The organism is Streptomyces sp. NPDC003943, from assembly GCF_053605265.1.
This window is the reverse complement of the sequence record NZ_JBSGIW010000003.1, coordinates 126,411-153,333: the sequence shown is the minus strand read 5'-3', so window position 1 is coordinate 153,333 and position 26,923 is coordinate 126,411. Positions and strand designations below refer to the sequence as shown.

The following is a 26,923-nucleotide window of genomic DNA, read 5'->3' as shown; positions in this document are numbered from 1 at the left end:
GACCTTCCGGTCGTACAGCGGGCGCGGACGAGCGGGGGCGGAAACGTCCCACAGCCGCAGCCGACCGTTCTTCCCGCCCGCCGCGAGCGTCCGCCGGAGAGGTGAGGGATCAGCGCAGGAAGGGGTCCACCGCGACCGCCACGAAGAGCAGCGACACGTAGGTGATGGACCAGTGGAACAGGCGCATCTCCTTGAGCTTCGAGCCGGTCTTCTCCGCCTTCGCGCGGTTCAGGAGCGCGTGCGCCTCCCACAGCCACCAGCCGCCGGTGGCGAGCGCCACGGCCGTGTAGAACCAGCCGGTGTAGCCGAGCGGGGTGAGCAGCAGCGAGACGGCGACCATCACCCAGCTGTAGAGGACGATCTGCTTGGCGACGACCTTGTTGGAGGCGAGCACCGGGAGCATCGGCACGCCGGCGCGCGCGTAGTCGTCCTTCACCTTCATCGAGAGCGGCCAGTAGTGCGGCGGCGTCCAGAAGAAGATGACGAGGAAGAGGATGACGGCGGCCCAGGACATCGAGTTCGTGACGGCCGACCAGCCGATGAGCACCGGCATGCAGCCGGCGATGCCGCCCCAGACGATGTTCTGCGCGGTGCGCCGCTTGAGGATCATCGTGTAGATGACGACGTAGAAGAGCAGCGCGCCGAGCGACAGCCAGGCGGACAGCCAGTTGACGAGCAGCCCGAAGAAGAGCGTGGAGACCACCGCGAGGGTGATGCCGAAGGCCAGGCACTCGCGCGGCGAGACCATGCCGGTCACCAGCGGGCGCTGCGAGGTGCGGTCCATCACCGCGTCGATGTCGCGGTCGATGTACATGTTGAGCGCGTTGGCGCCGCCCGCGGACAGGTAGCCGCCGAAGCAGGTGGCGAGCACCAGCCACAGGTCGGGCACGCCCTGTTCGGCGAGGAACATCACCGGAACGGTGGTGATGAGCAGCAGCTCGATGATCCGCGGCTTGGTCAGCGCCACGAATGCCTTGACGCGGGCCCCGAACGGCCGATGGCCCCCCGGGCTGGGAGTCAAGTGGACCCCGGCGGGTCGGGACTCGACGGCCGTCACGCACACCCCTGACAGAGAAATCCCAGCAAGCTCCCCGCGTGAAGAGGGGATGAAACTTGCGCGTACCACGCCACTGTAGACGTTGCCCATACACCGATCTTCGCGGGGGTGGGTCGTGTTGGCGGGCCTCACCCGCGGGTGCGCCCGGGGTGCCTGCCGGGCGCGTCCCAACCTGCGGACACGCGGTCGGGCGTGGCTCGGGAGGCGAATTCGCGCGGGCCCCGGCAGTCTGGCTGTGTGCGCTCATTTGAGGGGCATGGACACGAAAAGAGAGGCGATTTCCAGGGGTAGGCTCGACATCGCCGGGACACCCTCAGTCACCGGCTCTCGACATGCGGAGAGGAGCCCTGACTCAGGGTGAGCACTAAGCCGACGACCACAGACCTCGAGTGGACCGAACTGGACCAGCGGGCCGTGGACACCGCCCGCATCCTGGCCGCCGACGCCGTACAGAAGGTCGGCAACGGCCATCCCGGCACGGCGATGAGCCTTGCGCCCGCCGCCTACACCCTCTTCCAGAAGGTGATGCGGCACGACCCCGCCGACCCGGAGTGGGTGGGCCGCGACCGGTTCGTCCTCTCCGCCGGGCACTCGTCCCTGACCCTCTACACCCAGCTCTACCTGGGCGGGTTCGGGCTGGAGCTCGACGACCTGAAGTCCTTCCGTACCTGGGGCTCGAAGACCCCGGGTCACCCGGAGTACGGCCACACGGCGGGCGTGGAGACCACGACCGGCCCGCTCGGCCAGGGTGTCGCGAACGCGGTGGGCATGGCGATGGCCGCCCGCTACGAGCGCGGTCTGTTCGACCCGGAGGCGGCCGCCGGCACCTCCCCCTTCGACCACCACATCTACGTGATCGCGGGTGACGGCTGTCTCCAGGAGGGCATCTCCGCGGAGGCGTCCTCGCTGGCCGGTCACCAGAAGCTCGGCAACCTGATCCTGCTGTGGGACGACAACCACATCTCGATCGAGGGCGACACCGAGACGGCCGTGTCCGAGGACACGATGAAGCGGTACGAGGCGTACGGCTGGCACGTCCAGCGCGTCGAGCCGCAGGCCAACGGTGACCTGGACCCGGCCGCGCTGTTCGCCGCGATCAAGGCCGCCGAGGCCGAGACCGAGCGTCCGTCCTTCATCGCGATGCGCTCGATCATCGCCTGGCCGGCCCCGAACGCGCAGAACACCGAGGCCGCGCACGGCTCGGCGCTCGGCGACGACGAGGTCGCGGCCACCAAGCGGGTCCTCGGCTTCGACCCGGAGCAGACCTTCGAGGTCTCCGACGAGGTCATCGCGCACACCCGGTCCCTCGGCGACCGCGGCCGCGAGTCCCGCGCCGCGTGGGAGAAGTCGCTCGCCGAGTGGCGGACGGCCAACCCGGAGCGCGCCGCCGACTTCGACCGCATCCAGGCCAACGAGCTGCCGAAGGGCTGGGCCGACACGCTCCCGGTCTTCGAGGCGGGCAAGAGCGTGGCGACCCGTGCCGCCTCCGGCAAGGTGCTGCAGGCGCTCGGCGCGGTGATCCCGGAGCTGTGGGGCGGCTCGGCCGACCTCGCCGGTTCGAACAACACCACGATCGACAAGGGCTCCTCCTTCCTGCCGGAGGGCAACCCGCTGCCCGAGGCGGACAAGTACGGCCGGACGATCCACTTCGGCATCCGCGAGCACTCCATGGCCGCGGAGATGAACGGCATCGCCCTGCACGGCAACACCCGCATCTACGGCGGCACGTTCCTCGTGTTCTCCGACTACATGCGCAACGCGGTCCGCCTGTCCGCGCTGATGCACCTGCCGGTGACGTACGTGTGGACGCACGACTCGATCGGTCTCGGCGAGGACGGCCCGACCCACCAGCCGGTGGAGCACCTGGCCTCGCTGCGCGCGATCCCGGGTCTGAACGTGGTCCGCCCGGCCGACGCCAACGAGACGGCGATCGCCTGGCGCGAGATCATGCAGCGCCACACCAAGGTCTTCGGCAAGGGCGCCCCGCACGGTCTGGCGCTCACCCGCCAGGGTGTGCCGACGTACGCGCCGAACCAGGACACGGTCAAGGGCGGCTACGTGCTGTTCGAGGCCGAGGGTGGCGACGCCCAGGTGGTCCTGATCGGTACCGGTTCCGAGGTGCACCTGGCCGTCGAGGCCCGTGAGCAGCTCCAGGCCGCCGGCGTCCCGACCCGCGTGGTCTCGATGCCGTCGGTGGAGTGGTTCGAGGAGCAGGACCAGGCGTACAAGGACTCCGTCCTGCCGCCGTCCGTCAAGGCCCGGGTGGCCGTCGAGGCCGGTGTCGGTCTGACCTGGCACAAGTACGTCGGCGATGCCGGCCGCATCGTCTCGCTGGAGCACTTCGGTGCCTCGGCGGACGCCAAGGTCCTGTTCCGTGAGTTCGGGTTCACGCCGGAGGCGATCGTCGCCGCCGCGCGGGAATCTCTGGACGCCGTCGCGCGCTGACGCGATTACGTACGACTTTTTGGAGATGCAATTCTCATGACAGACGCTCTCAAGCGCCTCTCCGACGAAGGCGTCGCGATCTGGCTGGACGACCTGTCCCGCAAGCGGATCACGTCCGGCAACCTGGCCGAGCTCATCGACCAGAGCCACGTGGTGGGTGTCACCACCAACCCGTCCATCTTCCAGAAGGCCATCACCTCGGGCGACGGTTACGAGCAGCAGCTCGTCGACCTGGCCACCCGCAAGGTGACGGTGGACGAGGCCATCCGGATGATCACGACGGCAGACGTGAGGGACGCCGCCGACATCCTGCGCCCGGTCTTCGACGCCACCGACGGCCAGGACGGCCGGGTGTCGATCGAGGTCGACCCGCGCCTCGCCCACGAGACGGCGGCCACCATCGCCGAGGCCAAGCAGCTGGCCTGGCTGGTGGACCGGCCCAACACGCTCATCAAGATCCCGGCCACCAAGGCGGGTCTGCCGGCGATCACCGAGGTCATCGGCCTCGGCATCAGCGTCAACGTGACGCTGATCTTCTCGCTGGAGCGCTACCGCGCGGTGATGGACGCCTACATGGCCGGCCTGGAGAAGGCCCGCGAGCGCGGCCTCGACCTGTCGAAGATCCACTCCGTGGCGTCCTTCTTCGTCTCCCGCGTGGACACGGAGATCGACAACCGGCTGGAGGCCATCGGCACCCCCGAGGCCAAGGGCCTCAAGGGCAAGTCGGCCCTCGCCAACGCGCGCCTGGCCTACCAGGCGTACGAGGAGGCCTTCGGCTCCGAGCGCTGGGCCGCCCTCGACAAGGCGCAGGCCAACAAGCAGCGTCCGCTGTGGGCCTCGACCGGTGTGAAGGACCCGGCGTACAAGGACACCCTCTACGTGGTGGACCTGGTCGCCCCGGGCACCGTCAACACCATGCCGGAGGCCACCCTGGAGGCCACCGCCGACCACGGCGAGGTCACCGGCGACACCATCCACGGCACGTACGACGAGGCCCGCTCGGTCCTCGACGACGTGGCCGCGCTGGGCATCTCGTACGACGACGTGGTGCAGGTCCTGGAGGACGAGGGCGTCGACAAGTTCGAGGCGTCCTGGAACGACCTGCTCAAGTCGACCGAGGCGGAGCTCGCCCGCCGCGCACCTTCGGAGGCGTAAGCACCTTGAGCGCAGTCACCGGAGCGAACCCGCTCCGTGACGCCGCAGACCGACGGCTCCCGCGCATCGCGGGGCCGTCGGGTCTGGTGATCTTCGGTGTCACGGGCGACCTGTCCCGTAAGAAGCTGATGCCCGCCGTCTACGACCTCGCCAACCGGGGTCTGCTTCCGCCGGGCTTCTCCCTCGTCGGTTTCGCCCGCCGCGAGTGGGAGGACGAGGACTTCGCCCAGGAGGTCCACGAGGCGGTCAAGCAGCACGCCCGCACGCCGTTCCGCGAGGAGGTGTGGCAGCAGCTGATCCAGGGGATGCGTTTCGTCCAGGGCGACTTCGACGACGACGAGGCCTTCGAGCAGCTGAAGTCCACCATCGAGGAGCTGGACAAGGCGCAGGGCACGGGCGGCAACTTCGCCTTCTACCTCTCCGTGCCGCCGAAGTTCTTCCCCCTGGTCGTCCAGCAGCTCAAGAAGCACGGGCTGGCCGACCAGAAGAACGGCTCGTGGCGCCGGGCGGTCATCGAGAAGCCCTTCGGCCACGACCTGGCCTCCGCGAAGGAGCTCAACGAGGTCGTCCACGAGGTCTTCCCGCCCGAGGCGGTCTTCCGCATCGACCACTACCTCGGCAAGGAGACCGTCCAGAACATCCTGGCGCTCCGCTTCGCCAACACCCTCTTCGAGCCGATCTGGAACCGGTCGTACGTCGACCACGTGCAGATCACCATGGCCGAGGACATCGGCATCGGCGGCCGGGCCGGCTACTACGACGGCATCGGCGCCGCCCGTGACGTCATCCAGAACCACCTGCTCCAGCTGCTCGCGCTGACCGCGATGGAGGAGCCCGCCTCCTTCGACGCCGACGCGCTCGCCGCGGAGAAGACCAAGGTGCTCGGCGCCGTGCGGCTGCCGAAGGACCTGGCGAAGTCCACGGTCCGCGGGCAGTACGCGGCCGGCTGGCAGGGCGGCGAGAAGGCCGTCGGCTACCTGCAGGAAGACGGCATCGACCCCCAGTCGAAGACCGACACCTACGCGGCCATCAAGCTGGGCATCGACAACCGCCGCTGGGCGGGCGTGCCCTTCTACCTGCGCACCGGCAAGCGGCTGGGCCGCCGGGTCACCGAGATCGCGGTGGTCTTCCAGCGCGCCCCGCACTCCCCGTTCGACCACACGGCGACCGAGGAGCTCGGCCGGAACGCCATCGTGATCCGCGTCCAGCCGGACGAGGGCGTCACCGTGCGCTTCGGCTCCAAGGTGCCGGGCACCCAGATGGAGATCCGGGACGTGTCGATGGACTTCGCCTACGGCGAGTCCTTCACCGAGTCCAGCCCGGAGGCGTACGAGCGGCTCATCCTCGACGTCCTGCTCGGCGACTCCAACCTGTTCCCGCGGGTGGAGGAGGTCGAGCTGTCCTGGAAGATCCTCGATCCGATCGAGCAGTTCTGGGACAAGAACGGCAAGCCCGCCCAGTACGAGTCCGGGACCTGGGGTCCGGTCGAGGCGGACGAGATGCTCGCACGAGACGGCAGGAGCTGGCGCCGGCCATGAAGACCGACCTGACGGACACCACGTCCTCCAAGATCAACAAGGCGCTGGTGCTCGGGCGGCGGGCCATCGGCACCCCGGCCGTCGGCATGGTGCTCACCCTCGTCATCGTCACCGACGAGGAGAACGCCTACGACGCGCTGAAGGCGGCCAACGAGGCGTCCCGCGAGCACCCCTCGCGGACCCTCGTCGTCATCAAGCGGGTCTCGCGGACCCCGCGGGACCGCGCCAACGCGCGGCTCGACGCCGAGGTCCGCCTCGGCGCCGACGCCAGCACCGGCGAGACGGTGGTGCTCCGGCTGTACGGCGAGGTCGTCGACCACGCCCAGTCGGTGGTCCTCCCGCTGCTCCTGCCGGACGCGCCCGTCGTCGTCTGGTGGCCGGTGAACGCGCCGTCCGACCCGGCGAACGACCCGCTGGGCGCGCTCGCCCAGCGCCGGGTGACCGACACGTACGCCGCCGAGCAGCCCATCCAGGAGCTGACCGCGCGCGCGGACGCGTACACCCCGGGCGACACGGACCTGTCCTGGTCCCGGATCACCCCGTGGCGGTCGATGCTGGCCGCCGCGCTCGACCAGGTGGCCTGCGAGGTCACCTCGGCCGACGTCGAGGGCGAGGAGTTCAACCCGAGCGTCGAGCTGCTGGCCATGTGGCTCGCGGACCGGCTGAAGGTGCCGGTGCGGCGCTCCAAGTCGGCCGGGCCCGGGCTCACCTCCGTACGCATGGAGACCAGCGCCGGCCCGATCGTGCTCGACCGGCCGGACGGCTCGCTCGCCACGCTCTCGATACAGGGCCAGCCGGACCGCGCCGTGGCGCTCAAGCGCCGCGAGACGGCCGAGCTGATCGCGGAGGAGCTGCGCCGGCTCGATCCGGACGACACCTACGCCTCGGCGCTGCGGTACGGCCTGGAGCGACTGGACGAGGAGACGGCGACGACCGCCCCCGAGCCGGTCGAGGCCGTGACCGAGACCGAGACGGTCGTCGAGGCCGTCGCGGAGGCCGCTGCCGAGGCCGAGGCGCCCAGCGGGGCTCCGGCGGCCAAGCCGGCCTCGAAGAAGGCCCCGGCCAAGAAGGCGGCGGCCAAGTGAGCACCCCTCAGCTGGTCGTGCACCGCGACAAGGAGCTGATGGCCGAGGCCGCCGCGGCCCGGCTCATCACGAAGGTCGTGGACGCCCAGGCCGCCCGCGGTTCCGCCTCGGTGGTGCTCACCGGCGGCCGCAACGGCAACGGGCTGCTGGCCGCGCTGAGTTCGGCACCGGCCCGGGACGCGATCGACTGGTCGCGGCTCGACCTGTGGTGGGGCGACGAGCGGTTCCTGCCCGAGGGCGACCCGGAGCGCAATGTCACCCAGGCCCGCGCGGCGCTGCTCGACAGCGTCCCGCTGGACCCGGCGCGGGTGCACGCGATGCCGGCCTCGGACGGTCCGTACGGCTCCGACGCCGACGAGGCGGCCGCGGCCTACGCGGCCGAGCTCGCGGCGGCCGCCGGCCCGGGCGACCACGGCGGTGTGCCGACCTTCGACGTGCTGATGCTGGGCGTCGGCCCGGACACGCACGTGGCCTCGCTCTTCCCGGAGTTCCCGGCGGTCCACGAGACCGAGCGGACGGTGGTGGGTGTGCACGGCGCGCCCAAGCCGCCGCCGACGCGGATCTCGCTGACGCTGCCGGCGATCCGGGCCGCGAAGGAGGTCTGGCTGCTCGCGGCGGGCGAGGACAAGGCGAAGGCCGCGGCCATCGCACTGTCCGGCGCGGGCGAGGTGCAGGCTCCGGCGGCCGGCGCCCGTGGGCGCTCGCGCACGCTGTGGCTGCTGGACGCGGCGGCGGCCTCGGAGCTGCCGCGCGCCCTGTATCCGCCGGCTTCCGCCTGATCGCTGTGCGAGGAGGCCCGGTTCACCGTTCGGTGAGCCGGGCCTCCGGCTTTTCCGGTACGGGTTCGAGGAAGGGGCCGAGGAGGTCGGGTACGGCCTCGGCGGCGAAGCGCAGGCCCTGGCTCTCGCCCGCGTCGTACACCGCGTACGCGCCCTCCCCGGCGGCCGTCGTCGCGCTGAGCGTGAGCACCCCGGCGCGCCGCTGGAACCAGGACTGCTTGACGGTCCAGCCGATCACCCCGACCCGCTGGAGGGCGACCGTGGAGCGGCGGAAGGTGCCCGAACGGGTCACCAGGTACGCGCCGCTGACGCCGTGTCCGAGGCTGCGGTAGGCGTCCCGGGCGAGCAGCAGGGCGACCGGGGCGAGGACGACGGCGACCGCGCCCGCCAAGTAGAGCAGTGCGGGAGTGAGCCAGGCGCCGAGGACGGCGAGCAGCGCGGCCGGGCCGAGCACGGTCCACAGCGCCCAGCGCAGCCGGCGGTGCCGGGCGGCCTTCGGATGGGCGGCGAGCGGGGCGCCGGTGGGCGGTTCGGTCTCGCGCAGCACCTGGGCGGCGACCCGATCGGCGACCGTACGGGGCGCGGGCGGCAGCAGGTTCCTGAGGTCGGCGTGCTTGTCGTCGTCGTCCTGGGCGAGCCCGGTGGCGACGGCGTCGACGCGGGCGGCGCGGAACAGGCGTATGCCCAGGGGTTCGACCAGCGCGATCCCGCGAAGGCGGTGCTCCTCCAGGGTGACCGAGCGGGCGGTGAACAGACCGCGGCGGACCCGGAGGGTGCCGCCGGGTTCGCGCTCCAGGCGGTAGTTGGCCCACATCTCGATCCACAGACCGAGGGCGCCGAGCATGCCGGCGGCCGTGGCGAGCAGCGCGAGGTCGACGATCATCCAGGTCAGGGAGGTGTCCCGGAAGCGGTCGAGGGTCCAGTGGATGACCTCCGCCTGGGCGTTGAACCAGTCGCTGACCTGGAGGACGGCGCCGGCGGCCGCGCCCCCGAGCAGCGGGGCGACGAAGGAGACCGGGGCGTAGCGGATCCAGCGCGGGTCGAGGGTGGCGAGGACGCCGTCGTGGGCGGAGTCGGCGGTGGCGCCGGCGGGGCGGGCCAGCAGCGTGCGGCGGAGGTGTTCGCCCTCGGCGCGGCTGACCAGGTCGAGTTCGAGGGTGGACTCGCCGTCGGTGTGCTCGCCGGTGCCGATGCGGACCTTGACGAGGCCGAGGAGCCGTTCGAGGGGGTTGGCGGTGAGGTCGACGCTGCGGATGCGGTCGCGGGCCAGGGAGCGGCGTTTGACGACGAGCAGGCCGGTGTGGAGGTCGACCCGGTCCGCGCCGACGCGGTAGCGGGTGCGGCGCAGCCGGACCCCTTCGGCGAGACTGCCGCCGCCGACGAGCAGCACGGCCCCGGCGATGACCAGGGCGGCGGCCTGCCACACCGGGCGGGAGCCGGCGGAGAGGCTGAGGTAGGCGGGCAGGGCCGCGCCGCCGGCGACGCCGCACAGCACGGCGGCCCCGGCGAGCAGGGTGCGGGGCGCGAGCCGCCGCCACTCCTCCGCGGGGTCGGGGCTGCTCATGTGGCGTCTCCGGGGGTGGCCCGGGTGATCGCGGTGAGCCGTTCGGCGAGGGCGGCGGCGAGCTCGTGGTCGAGGCCCTCGATCCGCAGGGCGCCCTTGGCCGAGGCGGTGGTGACGGTGACGGTGGCCAGCCGGAACGTCTGCTCCAGCGGTCCGCGTACGGTGTCGACGGTCTGGATCCGGGACATCGGGGCGATCCGCCACTCCTGCCAGAGCGCCCCGGTGCGCACGTACACGGCGTCCCCGGTGACCTCCCAGCGGTGCACCCGGAACCACCAGGCGGGGAGGAACGCGGTCGCGGCGAGCCCGAGGACCGCCACGGCCCCGGCGGCGCCGTACAGCCAGCTCCTGGCCGGCTCGACGAAGAGGCCGAGCACGGTCAGGACGGCCACCGGCGCGGCGGTGGCGAGCAGCAGCTGCGCCCGCCACCAGCCGACGGCCCGCCCGTCGACCGCGTTCCTCGGCGGCCGCAGCCGGACCGCGTCCTCCCCCCTCACGGCTCTACCGTCCGCGCAGCGAGCGGTAGACGGCGACGAGTCCGGCGGTGGAGGAGTCGAGTCCCTCGCCGCCTTCGCCCCCGGTCAGCACCGGCTCGATCTTCTTGGCGAGGACCTTGCCGAGCTCGACGCCCCACTGGTCGAAGGAGTCGATGTTCCACACGGCGCCCTGGACGAAGACCTTGTGCTCGTAGAGCGCGATGAGCTGGCCGAGCACGGACGGGGTGAGCGCGTCCGCCAGGATCGTGGTGGTGGGGTGGTTGCCCTGGAAGGTCTTGTGCGGGACCAGCTCCTCCGGGACGCCCTCGGCCCGTACCTCCTCCGGCGTCTTGCCGAAGGCGAGCGCCTGGGTCTGCGCGAAGAAGTTGGCCATCAGCAGGTCGTGCTGGGCGACCAGGCCGGGCTGCAGGTCGGCGACGGGCCGGGCGAAGGCGATGAAGTCCGCCGGGATGACCTTGGTGCCCTGGTGGATCAACTGGTAGTAGGCGTGCTGGCCGTTGGTGCCGGGGGTGCCCCAGACGACCGGGCCGGTCTGCCAGTCGACCGGCTGTCCGTCGCGGGTGACGGACTTGCCGTTGGACTCCATGTCGAGCTGCTGGAGGTACGCGGTGAACTTCGACAGGTAGTGCGAGTACGGCAGCACGGCGTGCGACTGGGCGTCGAAGAACGCGCCGTACCAGATGCCGAGGAGGCCGAGCAGGAGCGGGGCGTTCTCGGCCGGCGGCGCGGTGCGGAAGTGCTCGTCGACGAGGTGGAAGCCGTCGAGCATCTCGCGGAAGGCGTCCGGGCCGATGGCGATCATCAGCGACAGACCGATGGCGGAGTCGTAGGAGTACCGGCCGCCGACCCAGTCCCAGAACTCGAACATGTTCGCCGTGTCGATGCCGAAGTCCTCGACCTTCTCGGCGTTCGTCGACAGGGCCACGAAGTGCTTGGCGACGGCCTCCTGGCCGGCCCTCAGCTCGGTGAGCAGCCAGTCGCGGGCGGAGGTGGCGTTGGTGATCGTCTCGATGGTGGTGAAGGTCTTCGAGGCGACGATGAAGAGGGTCTCGGCGGCGTCCAGGTCGCGGACGGCCTCGTGCAGGTCGGCGCCGTCGACGTTGGAGACGAAACGGAACGTCAGATCCCGCCGCGTGTACGAGCGCAGCACCTCGAAGGCCATCGCCGGGCCGAGGTCCGAGCCGCCGATGCCGATGTTGACGATGTTCTTGATCGGCTTGCCGGTGTGACCGGTCCACTCGCCCGCGCGGACCCGGTCGGCGAAGGCGGCCATCCTGTCGAGCACGGCGTGCACCTCGGGGACGACGTTCACGCCGTCCACCTCGACGACCGCGCCGCGCGGTGCGCGCAGCGCGGTGTGCAGCACCGCCCGGTCCTCGGTGTTGTTGATCTTCTCGCCGCGGAACATCGCGTCCCGCAGCTCGGCCACCCCGGTGGCGGCGGCCAGCTCGCGCAGCAGCGTCAGGGTCTCGTCGGTCACCAGGTGCTTGGAGTAGTCCAGATAGAGGTCACCGACGCGCAGCGTGTACCCGGTACCACGCTCGGAGTCGGCGGCGAACAGCTCGCGCAGGTGGGTGTCGCCCAGCTGCTCACGGTGCTTGCCGAGGGCCGCCCACTCGGGCAGCTGGTTGAGCCTGGTGCGGCCTGCGTTGGTCATCTCGACATCGCCCATTTCTTCGTCTTGCTCCATGTACGGCGTGTGTGCCCCGCTGTCCTCCAACCTAATTGATCGAGCGCCGGAAACACGTCCAGCGCCCTCAGTGCCCGCCGCGGTGGAGGCGTCCCTCGTACCGCGCTTCGAGCAGCGCGTTCCGCTCGTGCCCGCCGGGCAGGTTGGCGGAGACGTACACCGGCGGCTCGTGGCCCTCGGCGAGCAGCAGCGCGACGGCGTCCGCGACGACCATCTGGACGAGCAGGGACGAGGTGAGCGTGGAGATCCCGCACAACGCGCCGCCGCCGGGCAGCGGCAGGACGGCGTCGCCGGCGGGCGCGCCGTTGTCGAGCACGACGTCCGCGAGGTCCACGAGGCGGTGGCCGCCGGCGTGCAGCGCGGGCACGGCACGGGTGTGCTCCAGCGAGGTGAGGGCGACGAGCCGGTGACCCGCGCCGGTCACCTTGAGCGCCAGCTCCACGACCGAGTTGTTCACCCCCGAGTTCGAGATGATCACGAACAGGTCCCGGGGACGGGGCGTCGCGAGCGCGTAGAGCCGCTCGGCGAGCCCCGGCGCACGCTCGAGCAGCGGGTCCCGGAGGATCTCCGGATCCTCCCCGCCCCGCAGGACGAGGTCCGCGAGCGCGATCCTGCTGGTCGGCACGAGTCCTCCGGCCCGCCCGGCCACTTCGAGCGCGGCGGCCTGCGAATGCCCGGTCCCGAAGGCGTGGATCACCCCGTCGGCGGCGACGCAGTCGGCGAAGAGACGGGCGGCGGCGGGGACGGAGTGCTTGTTGGCGGTGACGACGCGGGTGAGGGCGTGCTGGGCGTGGTCGACGAACTGGGCGGAGCCGAGAGGGTGTTGGGCCACGGGAACGAGCTCCTCTGGTTGAGCGAACCGAGTTCTCTTCACAATCCGGCTCAATGAACCAGCGTGCCGAGACCACGTCAAGAGGACGCCCCGGGCCCCGGACGCCCTTCGTGCGGTCAGCCGGGCAGTCGCGCCAGCGCCACCGCTCCCGCGAGCCCGTCCCGTACCGGCGTCGGCGTCAGGGCCAGCTCCGCGACGCGTTCGCCCAACCTCGACAGCAACGGCCCGTCCGGTCCCAGCAACCCGCCCGTCGTCACCAGCGGCTCGCCCTCCCGCGGACCCAATGCCCGCACCGTGGAGGCCAGTTCGTCCGCCGCGCGGTCCAGCAGGCCCGCCGCCACCGCGTCGCCCCTCTCCGCCGCGGAGACCACCAGCGGGCTCAGCTCGGCCAGCCGCACCGGAGGCGCCCCGTACGCGAAGGCCACCACCCGCTCCTTGCTCAAGCCCCCGCACAGCTCCCCCACCGGACCCGCCAGCGCCGTCTCCGGCCCGCGGCCGTCCAGCCCGCGCAGCACCGCGCGCAGCGCCTCCCGCCCCAGCCAGAAGCCGCTGCCGGCATCCCCCAGCAACCACCCGTCGCCGTCCACGGCGCGCACCATGCGCCGCCCCCGCACCCGGGCCCCGGCCGCGCCCGTTCCCGCGATGAGGACGAGCCCGTCAGCCGGTGTACCGGGCCCCGCCGCGAAGGCGATCTCGGCGTCGCCGCAGACCTGGAGCCGGGCCGCGGTGGCGCCGACCCGCGCGCACGCGGCCCGCAGCGCCGCGAGCGCGCGCTCGCGGCCGCCGCCGGGTCCGCCGCCCGCGAAGCCCGCGACCACCGAGTCGGCGCGCGTCACCCCCGCCCCGCGCAGCGCCTGCGCCAGGTGCCGTACGAGATCGTCCGCGGGCACGCTCAGCGCGTTGCCGGGGCCGCCCGTGCCCTCGCCCACCGTCCGGCCGGTCGTCGCGTCGGCGAGCCGGGCGCGGGTGCGGGTGCCGCCGGCGTCGATGCCCACCACGTAGTGAATCCGGGATCCGTCCATCAGGGCGCATGGTGGTTGATAGATTCACCGGATGACAAGACCCGGAAGGCCGCCCGCATGATCACCGCACTGATCCGCTCCGAACTCCCCCGGATGTCCGGCTCCTTGCGCAAGGTCGGGGAGTGGGTGCTGGTCGATCCCGGGCGCGTCGCGGAGGTGTCGGCCGCCGAGCTGGGGCGTCGTACGGGCACCTCGCAGGCGACGGTGACCCGGTTCTGCCGGACGCTGGGCCTCGACTCGTACCAGCGGCTCCTGCTCGAACTCGCCCGTGAACAGGGGCAGGAGGGCCAGAGCGAGGAGCCGGGCCCCCTCGGCCCCGACCTCGGGCCCGACGACCCGCTCGACCGTGTCGTCGCCGCCGTCGCCCAGGCCGATCTGGGAGCTCTGCGCACGACCGCCGAGCGGCTCGACCTGGACGCCCTGGAGCGGGCGGCCCGGGCGCTCGCGCAGGCGCGGCGGATCGACGTGTACGGGGTGGGGGCCTCGGGCGTGCTCGCGCTCGAGACCCGGGCCCGACTGTTCGGCATCGGGTGCGAGGCCCGTGCGTGGACCGAGGTGCACGCGGCGGAGACCTCGGCCGCGCTGCTCACGCCGGCCGACGCGGTGGTCGCGCTGTCCCACTCCGGCGCGACCCGCGAGGTCCTCGCGCCGCTGAGGCTGGCGGCCGAGCGGGGCGCGGCGACGGTGGCCGTCACGGGCGACCCGCGCTCCCCGGTGGCGCGGGCGGCCGGGGTGCATCTCACGTCGACGTCCGCCGAGACCGGCTTCCGGCACGGCGGCTTCGGCGCCCGGCACTCGGTGCTGCTGATCCTCGACTGCCTCTACGCGCGCGTGGCGCAGCTGACCCACTCGCGCGCCACGGCCGCCCTCGCGCTCACCGCGCACATCGCCGACGGCCACCGGAGATAGCGACCGGAATCAGCCGGCGGGCGGCGGAAACGACGGAACGGGCCCTGCGCACAGAGCCCGTTCAATCGGTCTTCAGATCTCGCCCCGCAGCTTCGCGAGCGCCTCGGCCAGGATCGCCTCGCCGTCCGCGTCGCTGCGCCGCTCCCGCACGTACGCGAGGTGCGTCTTGTACGGCTCGGTGCGCGGCGGGTCCGGCGGGTTGTCCCGGTCCTGGCCGGCCGGGAAACCACAGCGCGGGCAGTCCCAGGTGTCCGGCACAGTTGCGTCACTGGCGAAGCTGGGCTGGGTCTCGTGCCCGTTCGAGCACCAGAAGGAGATGCGGAGACGCGGTGCGGACTCGCCCCGCTCGGCCTCCCCCATCGGCCCCGCTCCGACCCGGCTTCCCCGGATCGCGTTGCCACTTGCCACGGTCGTAACTCCCTGCGTGATGGTGCTCGAAGATGCCCCAGTCTACGTAAGGCCCAACGCGCGTCCAGTGATTGGAGTTACCCGTCCAACTTCATCAGCAGACCAAGTACGACAATGCAGGCGAACCACAGCAGACCGACGACCACGGTGATCCGGTCGAGGTTGCGCTCGGCGACCGAGGAGCCGCCGACGGAGGACTGCATGCCGCCACCGAACATGTCGGAGAGGCCGCCGCCCTTGCCCTTGTGCATCAGCACGAGCAGCATCAGCAGCGCACTGAAGACGATCAGGGCGATCGAAAACCCCATAACCACGGCTGGACCAACTTCCTCGGACTTGTACGGACGGGGGCCGGACAGGGTGGCTGCCCGACCCCCGCAAGGGTACGACGGATCGTCTCCGCCGCTCTACATCATCACTGGTCGCGGAAGCGGACGATCTTGACGAACTCGTCCGCGTCGAGCGACGCACCGCCGACCAGGGCGCCGTCGATGTCGGCCTGCGCCATGATCTCGGCGACGTTGCCGGCCTTGACGGAGCCGCCGTACTGGATGCGGACCTTGTCGGCCAGCTCCTGCGAGTACAGCTCGGCGAGCTTGCCGCGGATCGCCGCGCAGACCTCCTGCGCGTCGTCGGCGCCGCAGACCTTGCCGGTGCCGATGGCCCACACCGGCTCGTAGGCGATCACGATCGTCTCGGCCTGCTCGGCCGGGACGTCCTTGAGGCCGCCCTCGACCTGGGCCAGGGTGTGCGCGACGGCGTTGCCGGCCTCGCGGACGTCCAGCTCCTCGCCGACGCAGAGGATCGGGGTGATCCCGTGCTTGTAGGCGGCCTTCACCTTGGCGTTGCAGACCTCGTCGCTCTCCGCGTGGTACTGGCGGCGCTCGGAGTGACCGACGGCGACGTAGGCGCACTTCAGCTTGGCCAGCATCGGGCCGGAGATCTCGCCGGTGTACGCGCCGGAGTCGTGCGCCGAGAGGTCCTGGGCGCCGTACTTGATCTTCAGCTTGTCGCCGTCGACCAGGGTCTGCACGGAGCGCAGGTCGGTGAAGGGCACGAGGACCGCCGTCTCGACGGCGTCGTGGTCCTTGTCGGTGAGCGCGAAGGCGAGCTTCTGGACGTGGGCGATGGCCTCGAGGTGGTTGAGGTTCATCTTCCAGTTGCCCGCCATCAGCGGGGTGCGGGTGGTGCTCATAAGGGGGTCAGTCCTCCAGTGCGACGAGGCCGGGAAGCTCCTTGCCCTCGAGGTATTCGAGGGAGGCGCCGCCGCCGGTCGAGATGTGGCCGAAAGCATTCTCGTCGAAGCCCAGCTGGCGGACGGCCGCGGCCGAGTCGCCGCCGCCGACGACGGTGAAGGCCGCCGAGTCGAGCAGGCCCTGCGCGACGGCCTTGGTGCCGTTCGCGTAGTCCGGGTGCTCGAAGACGCCCATCGGGCCGTTCCAGAAGACCGTGCCCGCGTCGGCCAGCTTCGCCGCGTAGAGCTTCCGGGTCTCCGGGCCGATGTCCAGGCCCTCCTTGTCCGCCGGGATGGCGTCCGAGGCGACGGTGTCGGGGTTGGCCGGGGCCTTGGTCTTCAGGTCCGGGAAGTCGGCGGAGACCAGGACGTCGACGGGGAGCACGAACTCGACGCCGCGCTTCTCCGCCTCGGCCAGGTACTCCAGGCACTTGCCCTTCTGGTCGGCCTGGAGCAGCGAGATGCCGACCTCGTGGCCCTTGGCGGCCAGGAAGGTGTAGGCCATGCCGCCGCCGATGAGGATGCGGTCGGCCTTCTGCAGCAGGTTGTCGATGACGCCCAGCTTGTCGGAGACCTTGGCGCCGCCGAGGACGACGACGTAGGGGCGCTTGACGTCCTCGGTGAGCTTCTTGAGGACGCCGACCTCGGTGGCGATGAGGTAGCCGGCGTAGTGCGGCAGCTTGCCCGGGAGGTCGAAGACCGAGGCGTGCTTGCGGTGCACGGCGCCGAAGCCGTCGCCGACGTAGACGTCGGCGAGCTGGGCCAGCTCGCCCGCGAAGGCGGCGCGCTCGGCGTCGTCCTTCGAGGTCTCGCCCGCGTTGAAGCGGAGGTTCTCGATGACGGCGACCTGGCCGTCGGAGAGGCCCGCGACGGTGGCCTTGGCCGAGTCGCCGACGGTGTCGGTCGCGAAGGCCACGTCGGCACCGAGCAGTTCGCCGAGGCGCGCGGCGGCCGGGGCGAGGGAGAACTGCGGGTCCGGGGCGCCCTTGGGGCGGCCCAGGTGCGAGGCGACGACGACCCGGGCGCCGGCGTCGGCGAGCGCCTTCACGGTCGGGAGGACGGCGCGGATGCGGCCGTCGTCGGTGATGGTGGTGCCGTCGAGGGGCACGTTGAGGTCGGCGCGGACGAACACCCGCTTGCCGTTGACGCCCTCGGCGAGCAGCTCGTCGATCGTCTTCATCTGTATCTCTGACTCCTTGGTACACGCGGTGGAGCACACGACACAGGGCTCGCGCAGTGCGTCATCGCACTGCCCGAGCCCTGCTTCACATCGAAAGCCCGCTCAGAAGCTTAGAGAGCTTAGAGCTGGCCGCCGACGAAGACGGTGAGGTCGACGAGACGGTTGGAGTAACCCCACTCGTTGTCGTACCAGCCGAGGACCTTGACCGAGTTGCCCTCCTGGACCATCGTCAGCGACGAGTCGAAGGTGCAGGAGGCCGGGTCGCTCACGATGTCCGAGGACACGATCTCGTCCTCGGTGTAGAACAGGATGCCCTTGAGCTCGCCGTCCGCGGCCTTCTTGAACGCGGCGTTGACCTCGTCCTTGGTGACCTCGCGGGAGAGCTCCACGACCAGGTCGGTGACCGAGCCGGTCGGGACCGGGACGCGCATGGCCATGCCGTCGAGCTTGCCCTTGAGCTGCGGGAGGACCAGGGCGGTGGCCTTGGCGGCACCCGTCGTGGTCGGGATGATGTTCTCCGCGGCGGCGCGGGCGCGGCGCAGGTCCTTGTGCGGGAAGTCCAGGATGCGCTGGTCGTTGGTGTACGCGTGGACCGTGGTCATCAGACCGCGGACGATGCCGAAGTTCTCGTCGAGGACCTTGGCCATCGGCGCGACACAGTTGGTGGTGCAGGACGCGTTGGAGATGACGTGGTGGTTGGCCGCGTCGTACTTGTCCTGGTTGACGCCCATGACGATGGTGATGTCCTCGTTCTTGGCCGGAGCCGAGATGAGGACCTTCTTGGCGCCGCCGGCGAGGTGCTTGGCGGCGTCGTCCCGGTTGGTGAAGATGCCGGTGGACTCGATGACGACGTCGACGCCGAGCTCGCCCCACGGGATGTCGGCCGGGTTGCGCTCGGACAGCACCTTGATGGTGTGGCCGTCGACGGTGATGGTGTCGGCGGTGTGGGTCACCTCGGCCTTGAGGCGGCCCAGGATGGTGTCGTACTTCAGCAGGTGTGCGGTGGTCGCGGTGTCGCCCAGGTCGTTGACGGCCACGACCTCGATGTCGGCACCCTGCTCAAGGAGCGCGCGGAAGTAGTTGCGACCGATACGGCCAAAGCCGTTGATGCCTACGCGGATCGTCACGAACCGATCTCCTCGTTAGGTACGCCGGGTTTCAGACGCCCGGCGAGCTTCATTTTTGGGATGTCCCCGACCGCTTACGACCCTACCTCTCCTGACGCCTTTGAGTGACATCGCGTACGGCCGGATGCGCCCGGAAACTGCCGGGAAAAGGCCGACAACCCGGACCTACCTACAGGTATGGACTGCCCTGGGACCTCGGCCCCCGCTACGGAGAGTGACGAAAATCGATGCTCGCCTGAGCAGCCCATTCAGCGTCGGAGCGAATTCAGCGCCTTTCTCAGCAGAGCCGCCCGTTCCGCCGCATTCGGGACGTGCTCGAGACCGAAGCCGAGGAGGACGGTGTCACGGGTGGTGACCGCCGCCTGGGAATGGAAGAGCGCCCCGGAAATAGTCCAGTCGTTTCCGTTGCCGGGGCTTCCGGCCGGCGCTCCCGGTACGGACCAAGCGCCCATTCCGGACTCGAACCCCTCGGCGTCGGCCGTCGCGCCGGCGGTCAGCCGGAGGTCGTCGACGAAGGCGCCCATCTCTCCGGTGCCGCCGTCGGAGACGTACGAGATCGCCAGCTCGACCCGCTTGCCCGCGTAGGCGCTCAGGTCGATCCTGGCCTGCCGCCAGCCGTTGGAGGGGCCGGTGAAGGCGTTCCAGGCGCCGGTGGTGCCGGTGGCCGCGCAGCCGTCCGCGCCGACGGTGAGGTAGTGGGCGAGGAACGGGTGCCCGCGGACGTAGAAGCCCTCGCCGCAGTCGGTGGGCGGCTCGGTGGACGTGCCGCCGTCGGCGTCGGGCAGCGTGGTCCAGTCGTCCTGGCCGACGGTGTGGGCCTCGACGATCACGTTGTCGTAGCCGGGCTCGGTGTCGTAGCTGACCTGGAAGGTCAGGTTCGGCTGCGAGGCGGCGGCGACGCCGGTGAGGTCCACGGTCCGGGCGAGCCGGCCCCAGGTGTCGTCGGCGTGGCGCAGCGCGGCGAAGCGGCTGCCCTCGTACGGCTCGAAGGGGGTGCGGATGCCGGGGTAGTCGCCCGCGGAGGCGCTGGAGGCGAACTGCGGGAACTCCTTCGGCGTGAGGGTGTCGGAGGTGACGGTGTAGGCGCCCGCGTTGTCGAGCGGGTTGCCGGCCGCGTCCCCGAGGCTCGTGCCGGCGCCGCCGAGGCGGCCGGAGCCGTTGAAGGACGGCGGGGCGGTCAGGCCCGCGCGGTGGTAGGCGCCGAGGTAGTACTGGGCGAAGTCGTTGGACTCGGCCCGGCCGACCTGGACGAGCCCGCCCGACTTCTCGCCGGCGTTGATCAGCTTGCCGCCCTCGTTGAGGTAGGCGCGGACGGCGAGCAGGGTGCTCCCGGAGGGCTGCTCGGCGCCGCTGTACCAGACGACGGTGCGGAAGTGGCTCAGCACGCCCAGCGGGTGCGGGGTGCCCTGGGTGGCGACGTCCCAGACGGCGGCCTTCCGGCCGGCGGCGGCGAGCGCCCGCACATAGGTGCCGGCGTTCTTCGCGGCGCCCGTGCCGCCCTCGTCGGCGAGGACGAGGACGTCGGCGCGCGGCCGCTGCGCCACGGTGTACGTGAACGGGGTGGACGCGGTCGCCCTGCCCTCGCGGGTGCGGGCGGTGTACCAGACCTCGACCTTGTCGCCGGGCCGGGCGCCCTCGACCACGCCGCGGTACTCGTCGAAGTAGAGGTTGTCCCCGCCGCCGTAGGTCTGGCCGCCCTGCCAGGCCTCCAGCTTCCCGCGGTGGACGCGGCCGCCGTTGATCCGGTAGTCGAGCGTCTTGCCGCGCAGCGACTTGCGGGCGGTGACGGACACCTCCTGGTCCGCGCCGCGGGCGTACGAGGCGGTGAAGGCGCTCGGGGTGAAGTCGGGGGCGTCGATGCCGACCGGGGAGACCGGGCGGTCCGGGTGGGCGGCGGTCTCGGCGACGGCGAGCGCGAAGGGGATGTTCTTCGCGAACTCGGCCTGGATCAGCTTCTCGTCGTCCGGGAAGGTGAAGACCGAGGCGCAGTCCGCCGGGTCCCAGGCGTCGTTCGGGTCCACCCGGGAGGCGGTGGCGCAGGTCGACATCTCCGGGGTGAACATCTGCATCCCGTTGACGTTGGCGGCGTGTCCGTCGGCCTCGCCGTTGGTGATGTAGAGCTCGGAGGAGACCTGCGAGCGGTAGCCGGGGATCGCGGGCTTCTGCGGGGTCCCGGCGAGTGCCTTGAGGGCCACGTCGTCGGGGGTGTCGGTGGCGACCTGCCAGCCCACGCCGTACAGCAGGAGCTGCGCGGCGGAGTGGTAGTTGACGCCGTAGCGGAAGCCGACGCGCTTCTCGAAGGCGTCCAGGGCCCGGGTCTCCGGTTCGGACATGGGGCGGGCGCCGCGGAAGGTCTCGTCGGCCGGGTCGGGGGACGAGCCCTCGTTGTCGTAGCCCCACTTGTAGGCGAAGTTGCGGTTGAGGTCGACGCCGTCGCCGGGCCCGATCCGCCCGTCGCCGTCGTTGTCGCGCAGGTTCTTGCGCCACTGGCGGTTGGCCGGGTCGGCGTGGGTGAAGTCGTAGCCGTCCGGGTTGGCGGAGATGACGAACCACAGTTCGGTGGTGTCGACGATCTTCGTGAGCCGGGGGTCCTTGCCGTAGCCGTCGAGGTAGTAGTGCAGCAGCCGCCGGGTCATCTCGGGGGTGATCCACTCGCGGGCGTGCTGGTTGGACATGTACAGGGTGGCGGGCCGGGACCCGTCCTTGGTCTTCCGCGCGCCCCTGGTCAGCTTGAGCGCGAGGATGTCCTGGCCCTTGAGGGTCTTGCCGATGGAGACGACCTTGGTGAGGTCGGGGTGGGCCCGGGCGGTGTCCAGGATCTCCTGCTTGAGGCCGCCCTTGCCGCCGTACGGGCGGAAGACGCCGTCCCCGGCGGCCGCGACGCGCTTCTCGGCCTGCGCGGACAGCGCGTGCTCGGCGAGGGCGACACCCTCCCGGCGCAGGTGCGCGGCCTGCGCGGCGGTGAGGTAGAGCTCGACGGTGGCGGCGCCCCTGGCGGGCACCTGCTCGGTCAGCTCGTGGGCGTCGGTGCCGGCGTCGAGCAGGAGCGGCACCTGTTCCTTGGTGACCGTCGCCCGGTAGACGGAGAGGGCGTCGGTGTCGTTCCCGTGGTTCGGCTGCGCTCCGGCGACGGGTGCCGCCACCAGACCCGCGATCAGCAGTGAAGCCGCGGCGAGGATCGATCTCGCTCCGCGTCTCATAAGCCCCCCTTGCCGTTGTCTGCCACGAAAGTGAACAGACGCCAGGCTCGTGGGGGCTCGTACCCCTGTCAAGAGTGCCGTCGGCGCGTCGACGGAAGCCCGCCAAACGGAACTGCCGGTACCTCAGAAAGGCACCGGCAGTGGGGAGTTGGCCGAGTCGGGGGTGGTGGGGCTCAGCCGACGAGGCTGTCGTCCAGCTCCTCCGTCAGGTTGGACTCGGTCCCGGGGATGCCCAGGTCCTGCGCCCGCTTGTCGGCCATGGCGAGCAGCCGGCGGATCCGGCCGGCCACCGCGTCCTTGGTGAGCGGCGGGTCGGCGAGCGCGCCCAGCTCCTCCAGGGACGCCTGCTTGTGCTCCATGCGCAGCCTGCCGGCGGCGGCCAGGTGCTCGGGCACCTCCTCGCCGAGGATCTCCAGGGCCCGCTGGACGCGGGCACCGGCGGCCACGGCGGCTCGGGCGGAGCGGCGCAGGTTGGCGTCGTCGAAGTTGGCGAGCCGGTTGGCGGTGGCGCGGACCTCGCGCCGCATCCGCCGCTCCTCCCAGGCGAGCACGGACTCGTGCGCGCCGAGCCGGGTCAGCAGGGCGCCGATGGCGTCGCCGTCGCGGACGACGACCCGGTCCACGCCCCGCACCTCGCGGGCCTTGGCCGCGATGGAGAGCCGGCGGGCGGCGCCGACCAGGGCGAGCGCGGCCTCCGGGCCGGGGCAGGTGACCTCCAGGGAGGAGGAGCGGCCCGGCTCGGTCAGCGAGCCGTGCGCCAGGAAGGCGCCGCGCCAGGCCGCCTCGGCGTCACAGGTGGCCCCGGACACGACCTGCGGGGGCAGGCCGCGGATGGGGCGGCCGCGGCCGTCCACCAGACCGGTCTGCCGGGCCAGCTGGTCGCCGCCGGCGACCACGCGCACCACGAAGCGCGAGCCGCGGCGCAGCCCGCCGGGGGCCATCACGATCAGCTCGGAGCTGTGCCCGAAGATCTCCAGGATGTCCCGCTTGAGCCGGCGGGCCGCCATCGCGGTGTCCAGCTCGGCCTCGATCACGATCCGGCCGCTCACCAGGTGCAGCCCGCCCGCGAACCGCAGGATCGACGAGACCTCGGCCTTCCTGCAGCAGGTCCGGGTGACGGGAAGCCGGGAGATCTCGTCCTTCACCGCTGCCGTCATCGCCATGGGCCGATCCTTCCATGCATCCGAAAAATACGGTCGTACGCGGCGGCCAACAGCTCCGGGTCATGCTTCGGAGCACCGTCGGGCCTGGCGACCGGCGCCAGCTCGACCGCGGCGCCGAGCCGCTTCGCGGCGTCGGCCAGTGACTCGCGGTCGGGCACGGCGGCCTCGTCGGCCAGCACCACGTCCAGGGCGAGTTTAGGGGCGTGTCGGGCCAAAACCTCCAAATGACGCTGCGGGGAGAAGCCCTCGGTTTCTCCGGGCTGCGGCGCGAGGTTCAGCGAGAGCACCCGCCGGGCCTTGGTCTCCATCAGGGCGTCGAGGAGTTCGGGCACCAGCAGGTGCGGGATCACCGACGAGAACCAGGAGCCCGGGCCGAGCACCACCCAGTCCGCGTCCAGGACGGCGGCGACCGCCTCGGGCACGGCCGGCGGGTCGTGCGGCACCAGGTGCACCGACTGCACCTCACCGGGGGTGAGGGCCACGGTGGCCTGGCCCCGTACCGTGTCGACGTCCTGCGGGCGCGCCGGGTCGTGGCCCCTGACCAGGGCCTGGAGCTCCAGCGGCACGGCGGACATGGGCAGCACCCGGCCCTGCGCGCCGAGCAGCCGGCCGACCAGGTCGAGCGCCTGTACGGGGTCGCCGAGCTGCTCCCAGAGGGCGACGATCAGCAGGTTGCCGACGGCGTGGCCGTGCATCTCGCCCTTGGACTGGAAGCGGTGCTGGATGACCCGGGCCCAGGTCTGGCCCCAGTCGTCGTCGCCGCAGAGCGCGGCCAGCGCCTTGCGCAGGTCGCCGGGCGGCAGCACGCCGAGCTCCTCGCGGAGCCGGCCGCTGGAGCCCCCGTCGTCGGCGACGGTGACCACGGCGGTCAGGTCGCCGGTGATCCGGCGGAGCGCGGCGAGGGAGGCCGACAGGCCCATGCCGCCGCCGAGGGCGACGACCTTGGGCTGAGCACCGCGTCTGCGCAGCGTGCGCCGTACGGACAGGGTGGACGTGCGCCGGCGGTACGGCTTCACTCGCGCCCCATGTCCCGGTGGACGACGACGGTCTCGACGCCCTCCGAGGCCAGGCGGGCGGCCAGCTTCTCCGCGGTGGCCACCGACCGGTGCTTGCCGCCGGTGCAGCCGACGGCGATGGTCACGTACCGCTTGCCCTCGCGGCGGTAGCCGGCGGCGATCAGCTGGAGCAGCTCGGTGTAGCGGTCGAGGAACTCCTTGGCGCCGGGCTGGTTGTAGACGTAGTTGGCGACCTCCTCGTTGAGGCCGGTGAAGGGGCGCAGCTCGGGGACCCAGTGCGGGTTCGGCAGGAAGCGCATGTCGACGACGAGGTCGGCGTCGACCGGCAGGCCGTACTTGAAGCCGAACGACATCACGGTGGCCCGGAGCTCGGGCTCCTCCTCGCCGGCGAACTGGGCGTCCATCTTGGCGCGCAGTTCGTGCACGTTGAGGCTGGAGGTGTCGATCACCAGGTCGGCGTCGCCGCGCAGCTCGCGCAGCAGGTCGCGCTCGGCGGCGATGCCGTCGACGATGCGGCCGTCGCCCTGGAGCGGGTGCGGGCGGCGGACCGACTCGAAGCGCCGGACGAGGGCCTCGTCGGAGGACTCCAGGAAGACGATCCGGCGGGTGACCTGCTGGGCGTCGAGGGCGGCGAGAGAGTCCTTGAGGTTGTCGAAGAACTGCCGGCCGCGGACGTCGACGACGACCGCGATCCGGGCCACGTTCCCCTGGGAGCGGGCGCCGAGATCCACCATGGTGGGGATCAGCGCGGGCGGCAGGTTGTCGACGACGAACCAGCCGAGGTCCTCCAGGCACTTCGCCGCGGTGGACCGGCCGGCGCCGGACATGCCGGAGATGATCACCAGTTCGGGGATGGCCGCGTCGGCGTTGTTGTTCTCGCCGCTGTTCTCGCCGGCGGGCTCTGGGGTGCCCGTGTCCATGTCCGGTGCTCCGTCTTCGTACTCGTTGTGCTGGTCGTGCCGGTCGTTCTCGGTCATGCCGTGGTGCCCCCGTCGTCTTCCATGATCTCTCCTGTGGCCGTGTTCACGGCGGGCGCGGCCGGGGCCGCCTGCGCGAGGGCCACCGCCACGGCCTCGGCCGTCTTCCGGCCCATGCCGGGGACCTCGCAGATCTGGTCGATTGTCGCCTGCCGGAGCCGTTTGACCGAGCCGAAATGCTTGATGAGCGCCTGTTTGCGCGTCTCGCCTAGGCCGGGGACGGCGTCCAGCGGGCTGGTGCGGATGCGTTTGCTCCGCTTGGACCGCTGGTAGCGGATGGCGAAGTCGTGAGCCGCGTCACGTACCCGCTGGAGGAGGTACAGGCCCTCGGAGGAGCGGGGCAGCACGACCGGGTCGTCGTCGCCGGGCACCCAGACCTCCTCCAGGCGCTTGGCGAGGCCGCAGACGGCGACGTCGTCGATGCCGAGCTCGTCCAGGGCGCGCCGGGCGGCGGCGACCTGCGGCTGTCCGCCGTCGACGACGACGAGCTGCGGCGGGTAGGCGAAGCGCTTGGGCCGCCCGTCGTCCTCGGGGGCGTCGGCGGGCACCTCGCCGTCGCCCCACTCCCCCGTCCTCTCCTTCTCGGCGAGGTAGCGCCTGAAGCGGCGGCTGATCACCTCGTGCATGGACCGGACGTCGTCCTGCCCCTCGCCGTGCCAGATCTGCGTGTCTCCGACACGACCCTTGATCTGGAAGCGGCGGAACTCGCTCTTGCGCGGCAGCCCGTCCTCGAAGACGACCATGGAGGCCACCACGTCCTCGCCCTGCAGGTGCGAGATGTCGAAGCACTCGATGCGCAGCGGCGCCGAGTCCAGGTCCAGGGCCTCGGCGATCTCCTCCAGGGCCCGGGAGCGGGTGGTCAGGTCGCTGGCCCGCTTGGTCTTGTGCAGCACGAGCGCCTGCTGCGCGTTGCGCGCGACGGTCTCCATCAGGGCCTTCTTGTCGCCGCGCTGCGGTATGCGCAGGGACACGTTCGACCCGCGGCGGCCGGAGAGCCAGGCGGTGACGGCCCCCTCGTCCTCGGGCAGGGCGGGGACCAGGACCTCCTTGGGGACCGCGTCGCCGCTCTCCTCGCCGTACAGCTGCTGGAGGGCGTGCTCGACGAGCCCGGCCGTGTCGACGGCCTCGACCTTGTCGGTGACCCAGCCTCGCTGGCCGCGCACGCGTCCGCCGCGCACGTGGAAGATCTGGACGGCGGCCTCCAGCTCGTCCTCGGCGAGCGCGATCAGGTCGGCGTCGGTGGCGTCGGCGAGCACCACCGCGTTCTTCTCCATGGCCTTGCGCAGCGCCTCTATGTCGTCGCGCAGCCTGGCCGCCTTCTCGTACTCCATGTCCTCGGCCGCGAGCATCATCTGCTTCTCCAGGCGGCGGAGGTACGTGCCGGTGCGGCCGGCCATGAAGTCGCAGAAGTCGTCGGCCAGTTCGCGGTGCTCCTCGGGGGTGACCCGGCCGACGCAGGGCGCCGAGCACTTGCCGATGTAGCCGAGCAGGCAGGGCCGGCCGGCCGAGGCGGCGTTGCGGAACACGCCCGCGGAGCACGTACGCACGGGGAACACCCGCAGCATCAGGTCGACGGTCTCGCGGATCGCCCACGCGTGCGCGTACGGCCCGAAGTAGCGCACGCCCTTCTTCTTGTGGCCGCGCATGACCTGGACCCGCGGGATCTCCTCGTTCAGGGTCACCGCGAGGTACGGGTAGCTCTTGTCGTCCCGGTACTTGACGTTGAACCGGGGGTCGAACTCCTTGATCCAGGAGTACTCCAGCTGCAGCGCCTCGACCTCGGTCGACACGACCGTCCACTCCACGGAGGCGGCCGTGGTCACCATCGTCGCGGTGCGCGGGTGCAGGCTCGCGAGCGGCTGGAAGTAGTTCGCGAGCCGCTGCCGCAGGGACTTCGCCTTCCCGACGTAGATCACCCGGCGGTGCTCGTCGCGGAATTTGTAGACCCCCGGCGAGTCGGGAATCTCTCCCGGCCTGGGGCGGTAGCTGGAGGGGTCGGCCATGGTCCCCACCCTACTGGCGGAGACCGACACTCAGGCCGCGCC

The 26,923-nt window shown here is 71.5% G+C and carries 22 protein-coding genes; 6 read left to right on the top strand and 16 right to left on the bottom strand.

Going from position 1 to position 26,923, the window contains the following annotated elements:
* Positions 1-109 precede the first annotated feature (109 nt).
* Complete coding sequence (locus tag ACWEV0_RS02595; RefSeq protein WP_453145767.1) at positions 110-1,063, bottom strand: heme o synthase; 954 nt, start codon at positions 1,061-1,063, stop codon at positions 110-112.
* Between the two features lie 351 nt (positions 1,064-1,414).
* Between ACWEV0_RS02595 and tkt the strand changes: the two genes are divergently transcribed.
* From tkt to pgl, 5 genes are read left to right on the top strand one after another with little or no spacing between them, the layout of a single operon-like run.
* Entirely contained in the window at positions 1,415-3,502 is a 2,088-nt protein-coding gene (gene tkt, locus ACWEV0_RS02590; protein ID WP_453145765.1) for a transketolase, read from the top strand.
* Positions 3,503-3,538: 36 nt separating this feature from the next.
* Positions 3,539-4,657, top strand: coding sequence for a transaldolase (gene tal / locus ACWEV0_RS02585; protein WP_453145763.1), 1,119 nt, complete (start codon positions 3,539-3,541; stop codon positions 4,655-4,657).
* Between the two features lie 5 nt (positions 4,658-4,662).
* Positions 4,663-6,195: a glucose-6-phosphate dehydrogenase gene (zwf, locus tag ACWEV0_RS02580; RefSeq protein WP_453145762.1), complete on the top strand. Its 1,533-nt coding sequence runs from the start codon at positions 4,663-4,665 to the stop codon at positions 6,193-6,195.
* On the top strand, positions 6,192-7,280 hold the full coding sequence (gene opcA / locus ACWEV0_RS02575; protein ID WP_453145761.1) for a glucose-6-phosphate dehydrogenase assembly protein OpcA: 1,089 nt from the start codon (positions 6,192-6,194) through the stop codon (positions 7,278-7,280). The genes zwf and opcA overlap by 4 nt, the downstream gene beginning before the upstream one ends.
* Entirely contained in the window at positions 7,277-8,059 is a 783-nt protein-coding gene (gene pgl / locus ACWEV0_RS02570) for a 6-phosphogluconolactonase (protein ID WP_453145759.1), read from the top strand. Before opcA ends, pgl begins: the two co-directional genes overlap by 4 nt.
* A 22-nt stretch (positions 8,060-8,081) precedes the next feature.
* Here pgl and ACWEV0_RS02565 read toward each other — a convergent pair whose 3' ends face one another.
* From ACWEV0_RS02565 to ACWEV0_RS02545, 5 genes are all read right to left on the bottom strand, one after another.
* On the bottom strand, positions 8,082-9,623 hold the full coding sequence (locus tag ACWEV0_RS02565; protein ID WP_453145757.1) for a PH domain-containing protein: 1,542 nt from the start codon (positions 9,621-9,623) through the stop codon (positions 8,082-8,084).
* A complete protein-coding gene (locus ACWEV0_RS02560; protein ID WP_453145755.1) occupies positions 9,620-10,120 on the bottom strand; it encodes a PH domain-containing protein in 501 nt (166 codons plus the stop codon). Before ACWEV0_RS02560 ends, ACWEV0_RS02565 begins: the two co-directional genes overlap by 4 nt.
* A 4-nt stretch (positions 10,121-10,124) precedes the next feature.
* On the bottom strand, positions 10,125-11,777 hold the full coding sequence (gene pgi / locus ACWEV0_RS02555) for a glucose-6-phosphate isomerase (protein ID WP_453145775.1): 1,653 nt from the start codon (positions 11,775-11,777) through the stop codon (positions 10,125-10,127).
* A 100-nt stretch (positions 11,778-11,877) separates the two neighbouring features.
* Positions 11,878-12,642, bottom strand: a complete 765-nt coding sequence (locus ACWEV0_RS02550; protein ID WP_453145753.1) for a sugar isomerase domain-containing protein — start codon at positions 12,640-12,642, stop codon at positions 11,878-11,880.
* A 116-nt stretch (positions 12,643-12,758) separates the two neighbouring features.
* Entirely contained in the window at positions 12,759-13,664 is a 906-nt protein-coding gene (locus ACWEV0_RS02545) for an N-acetylglucosamine kinase (protein ID WP_453145752.1), read from the bottom strand.
* 57 nt (positions 13,665-13,721) lie between these two features.
* Here ACWEV0_RS02545 and ACWEV0_RS02540 point away from each other — a divergent pair, with 57 nt between their 5' ends.
* A complete protein-coding gene (locus ACWEV0_RS02540; RefSeq protein WP_453145751.1) occupies positions 13,722-14,573 on the top strand; it encodes a MurR/RpiR family transcriptional regulator in 852 nt (283 codons plus the stop codon).
* Between the two features lie 72 nt (positions 14,574-14,645).
* On the opposite strand, the gene ACWEV0_RS02535 is transcribed toward ACWEV0_RS02540, so the two are convergent.
* The 10 genes from ACWEV0_RS02535 to uvrC all read right to left on the bottom strand — a co-directional run bounded on the left by ACWEV0_RS02535 (position 14,646) and on the right by uvrC (position 26,881).
* Complete coding sequence (locus ACWEV0_RS02535) at positions 14,646-14,981, bottom strand: RNA polymerase-binding protein RbpA (protein WP_362533382.1); 336 nt, start codon at positions 14,979-14,981, stop codon at positions 14,646-14,648.
* A 77-nt stretch (positions 14,982-15,058) separates the two neighbouring features.
* Entirely contained in the window at positions 15,059-15,289 is a 231-nt protein-coding gene (gene secG / locus ACWEV0_RS02530) for a preprotein translocase subunit SecG (RefSeq protein ID WP_030205174.1), read from the bottom strand.
* Between the two features lie 107 nt (positions 15,290-15,396).
* Positions 15,397-16,152 (bottom strand): triose-phosphate isomerase, encoded by a 756-nt coding sequence (tpiA, locus tag ACWEV0_RS02525; protein WP_453145774.1) that lies wholly within the window; start codon positions 16,150-16,152, stop codon positions 15,397-15,399.
* A gap of 31 nt (positions 16,153-16,183) precedes the next feature.
* Entirely contained in the window at positions 16,184-17,395 is a 1,212-nt protein-coding gene (locus tag ACWEV0_RS02520; RefSeq protein WP_453145749.1) for a phosphoglycerate kinase, read from the bottom strand.
* A gap of 119 nt (positions 17,396-17,514) precedes the next feature.
* A complete protein-coding gene (gene gap, locus ACWEV0_RS02515; protein ID WP_453145747.1) occupies positions 17,515-18,522 on the bottom strand; it encodes a type I glyceraldehyde-3-phosphate dehydrogenase in 1,008 nt (335 codons plus the stop codon).
* A 248-nt stretch (positions 18,523-18,770) separates the two neighbouring features.
* A complete protein-coding gene (locus tag ACWEV0_RS02510; protein ID WP_453145745.1) occupies positions 18,771-21,722 on the bottom strand; it encodes a M14 family zinc carboxypeptidase in 2,952 nt (983 codons plus the stop codon).
* Between the two features lie 173 nt (positions 21,723-21,895).
* The gene (gene whiA / locus ACWEV0_RS02505) at positions 21,896-22,885 is read right to left on the bottom strand and encodes a DNA-binding protein WhiA (RefSeq protein ID WP_030205188.1); all 990 of its coding nucleotides are present in this window, start codon (positions 22,883-22,885) and stop codon (positions 21,896-21,898) included.
* Entirely contained in the window at positions 22,876-23,901 is a 1,026-nt protein-coding gene (locus ACWEV0_RS02500; protein WP_453145743.1) for a gluconeogenesis factor YvcK family protein, read from the bottom strand. Before ACWEV0_RS02500 ends, whiA begins: the two co-directional genes overlap by 10 nt.
* Complete coding sequence (gene rapZ / locus ACWEV0_RS02495; RefSeq protein WP_453145772.1) at positions 23,898-24,821, bottom strand: RNase adapter RapZ; 924 nt, start codon at positions 24,819-24,821, stop codon at positions 23,898-23,900. Before rapZ ends, ACWEV0_RS02500 begins: the two co-directional genes overlap by 4 nt.
* A 53-nt stretch (positions 24,822-24,874) precedes the next feature.
* On the bottom strand, positions 24,875-26,881 hold the full coding sequence (gene uvrC, locus ACWEV0_RS02490; protein WP_453145741.1) for an excinuclease ABC subunit UvrC: 2,007 nt from the start codon (positions 26,879-26,881) through the stop codon (positions 24,875-24,877).
* Positions 26,882-26,923: the final 42 nt, after the last annotated feature.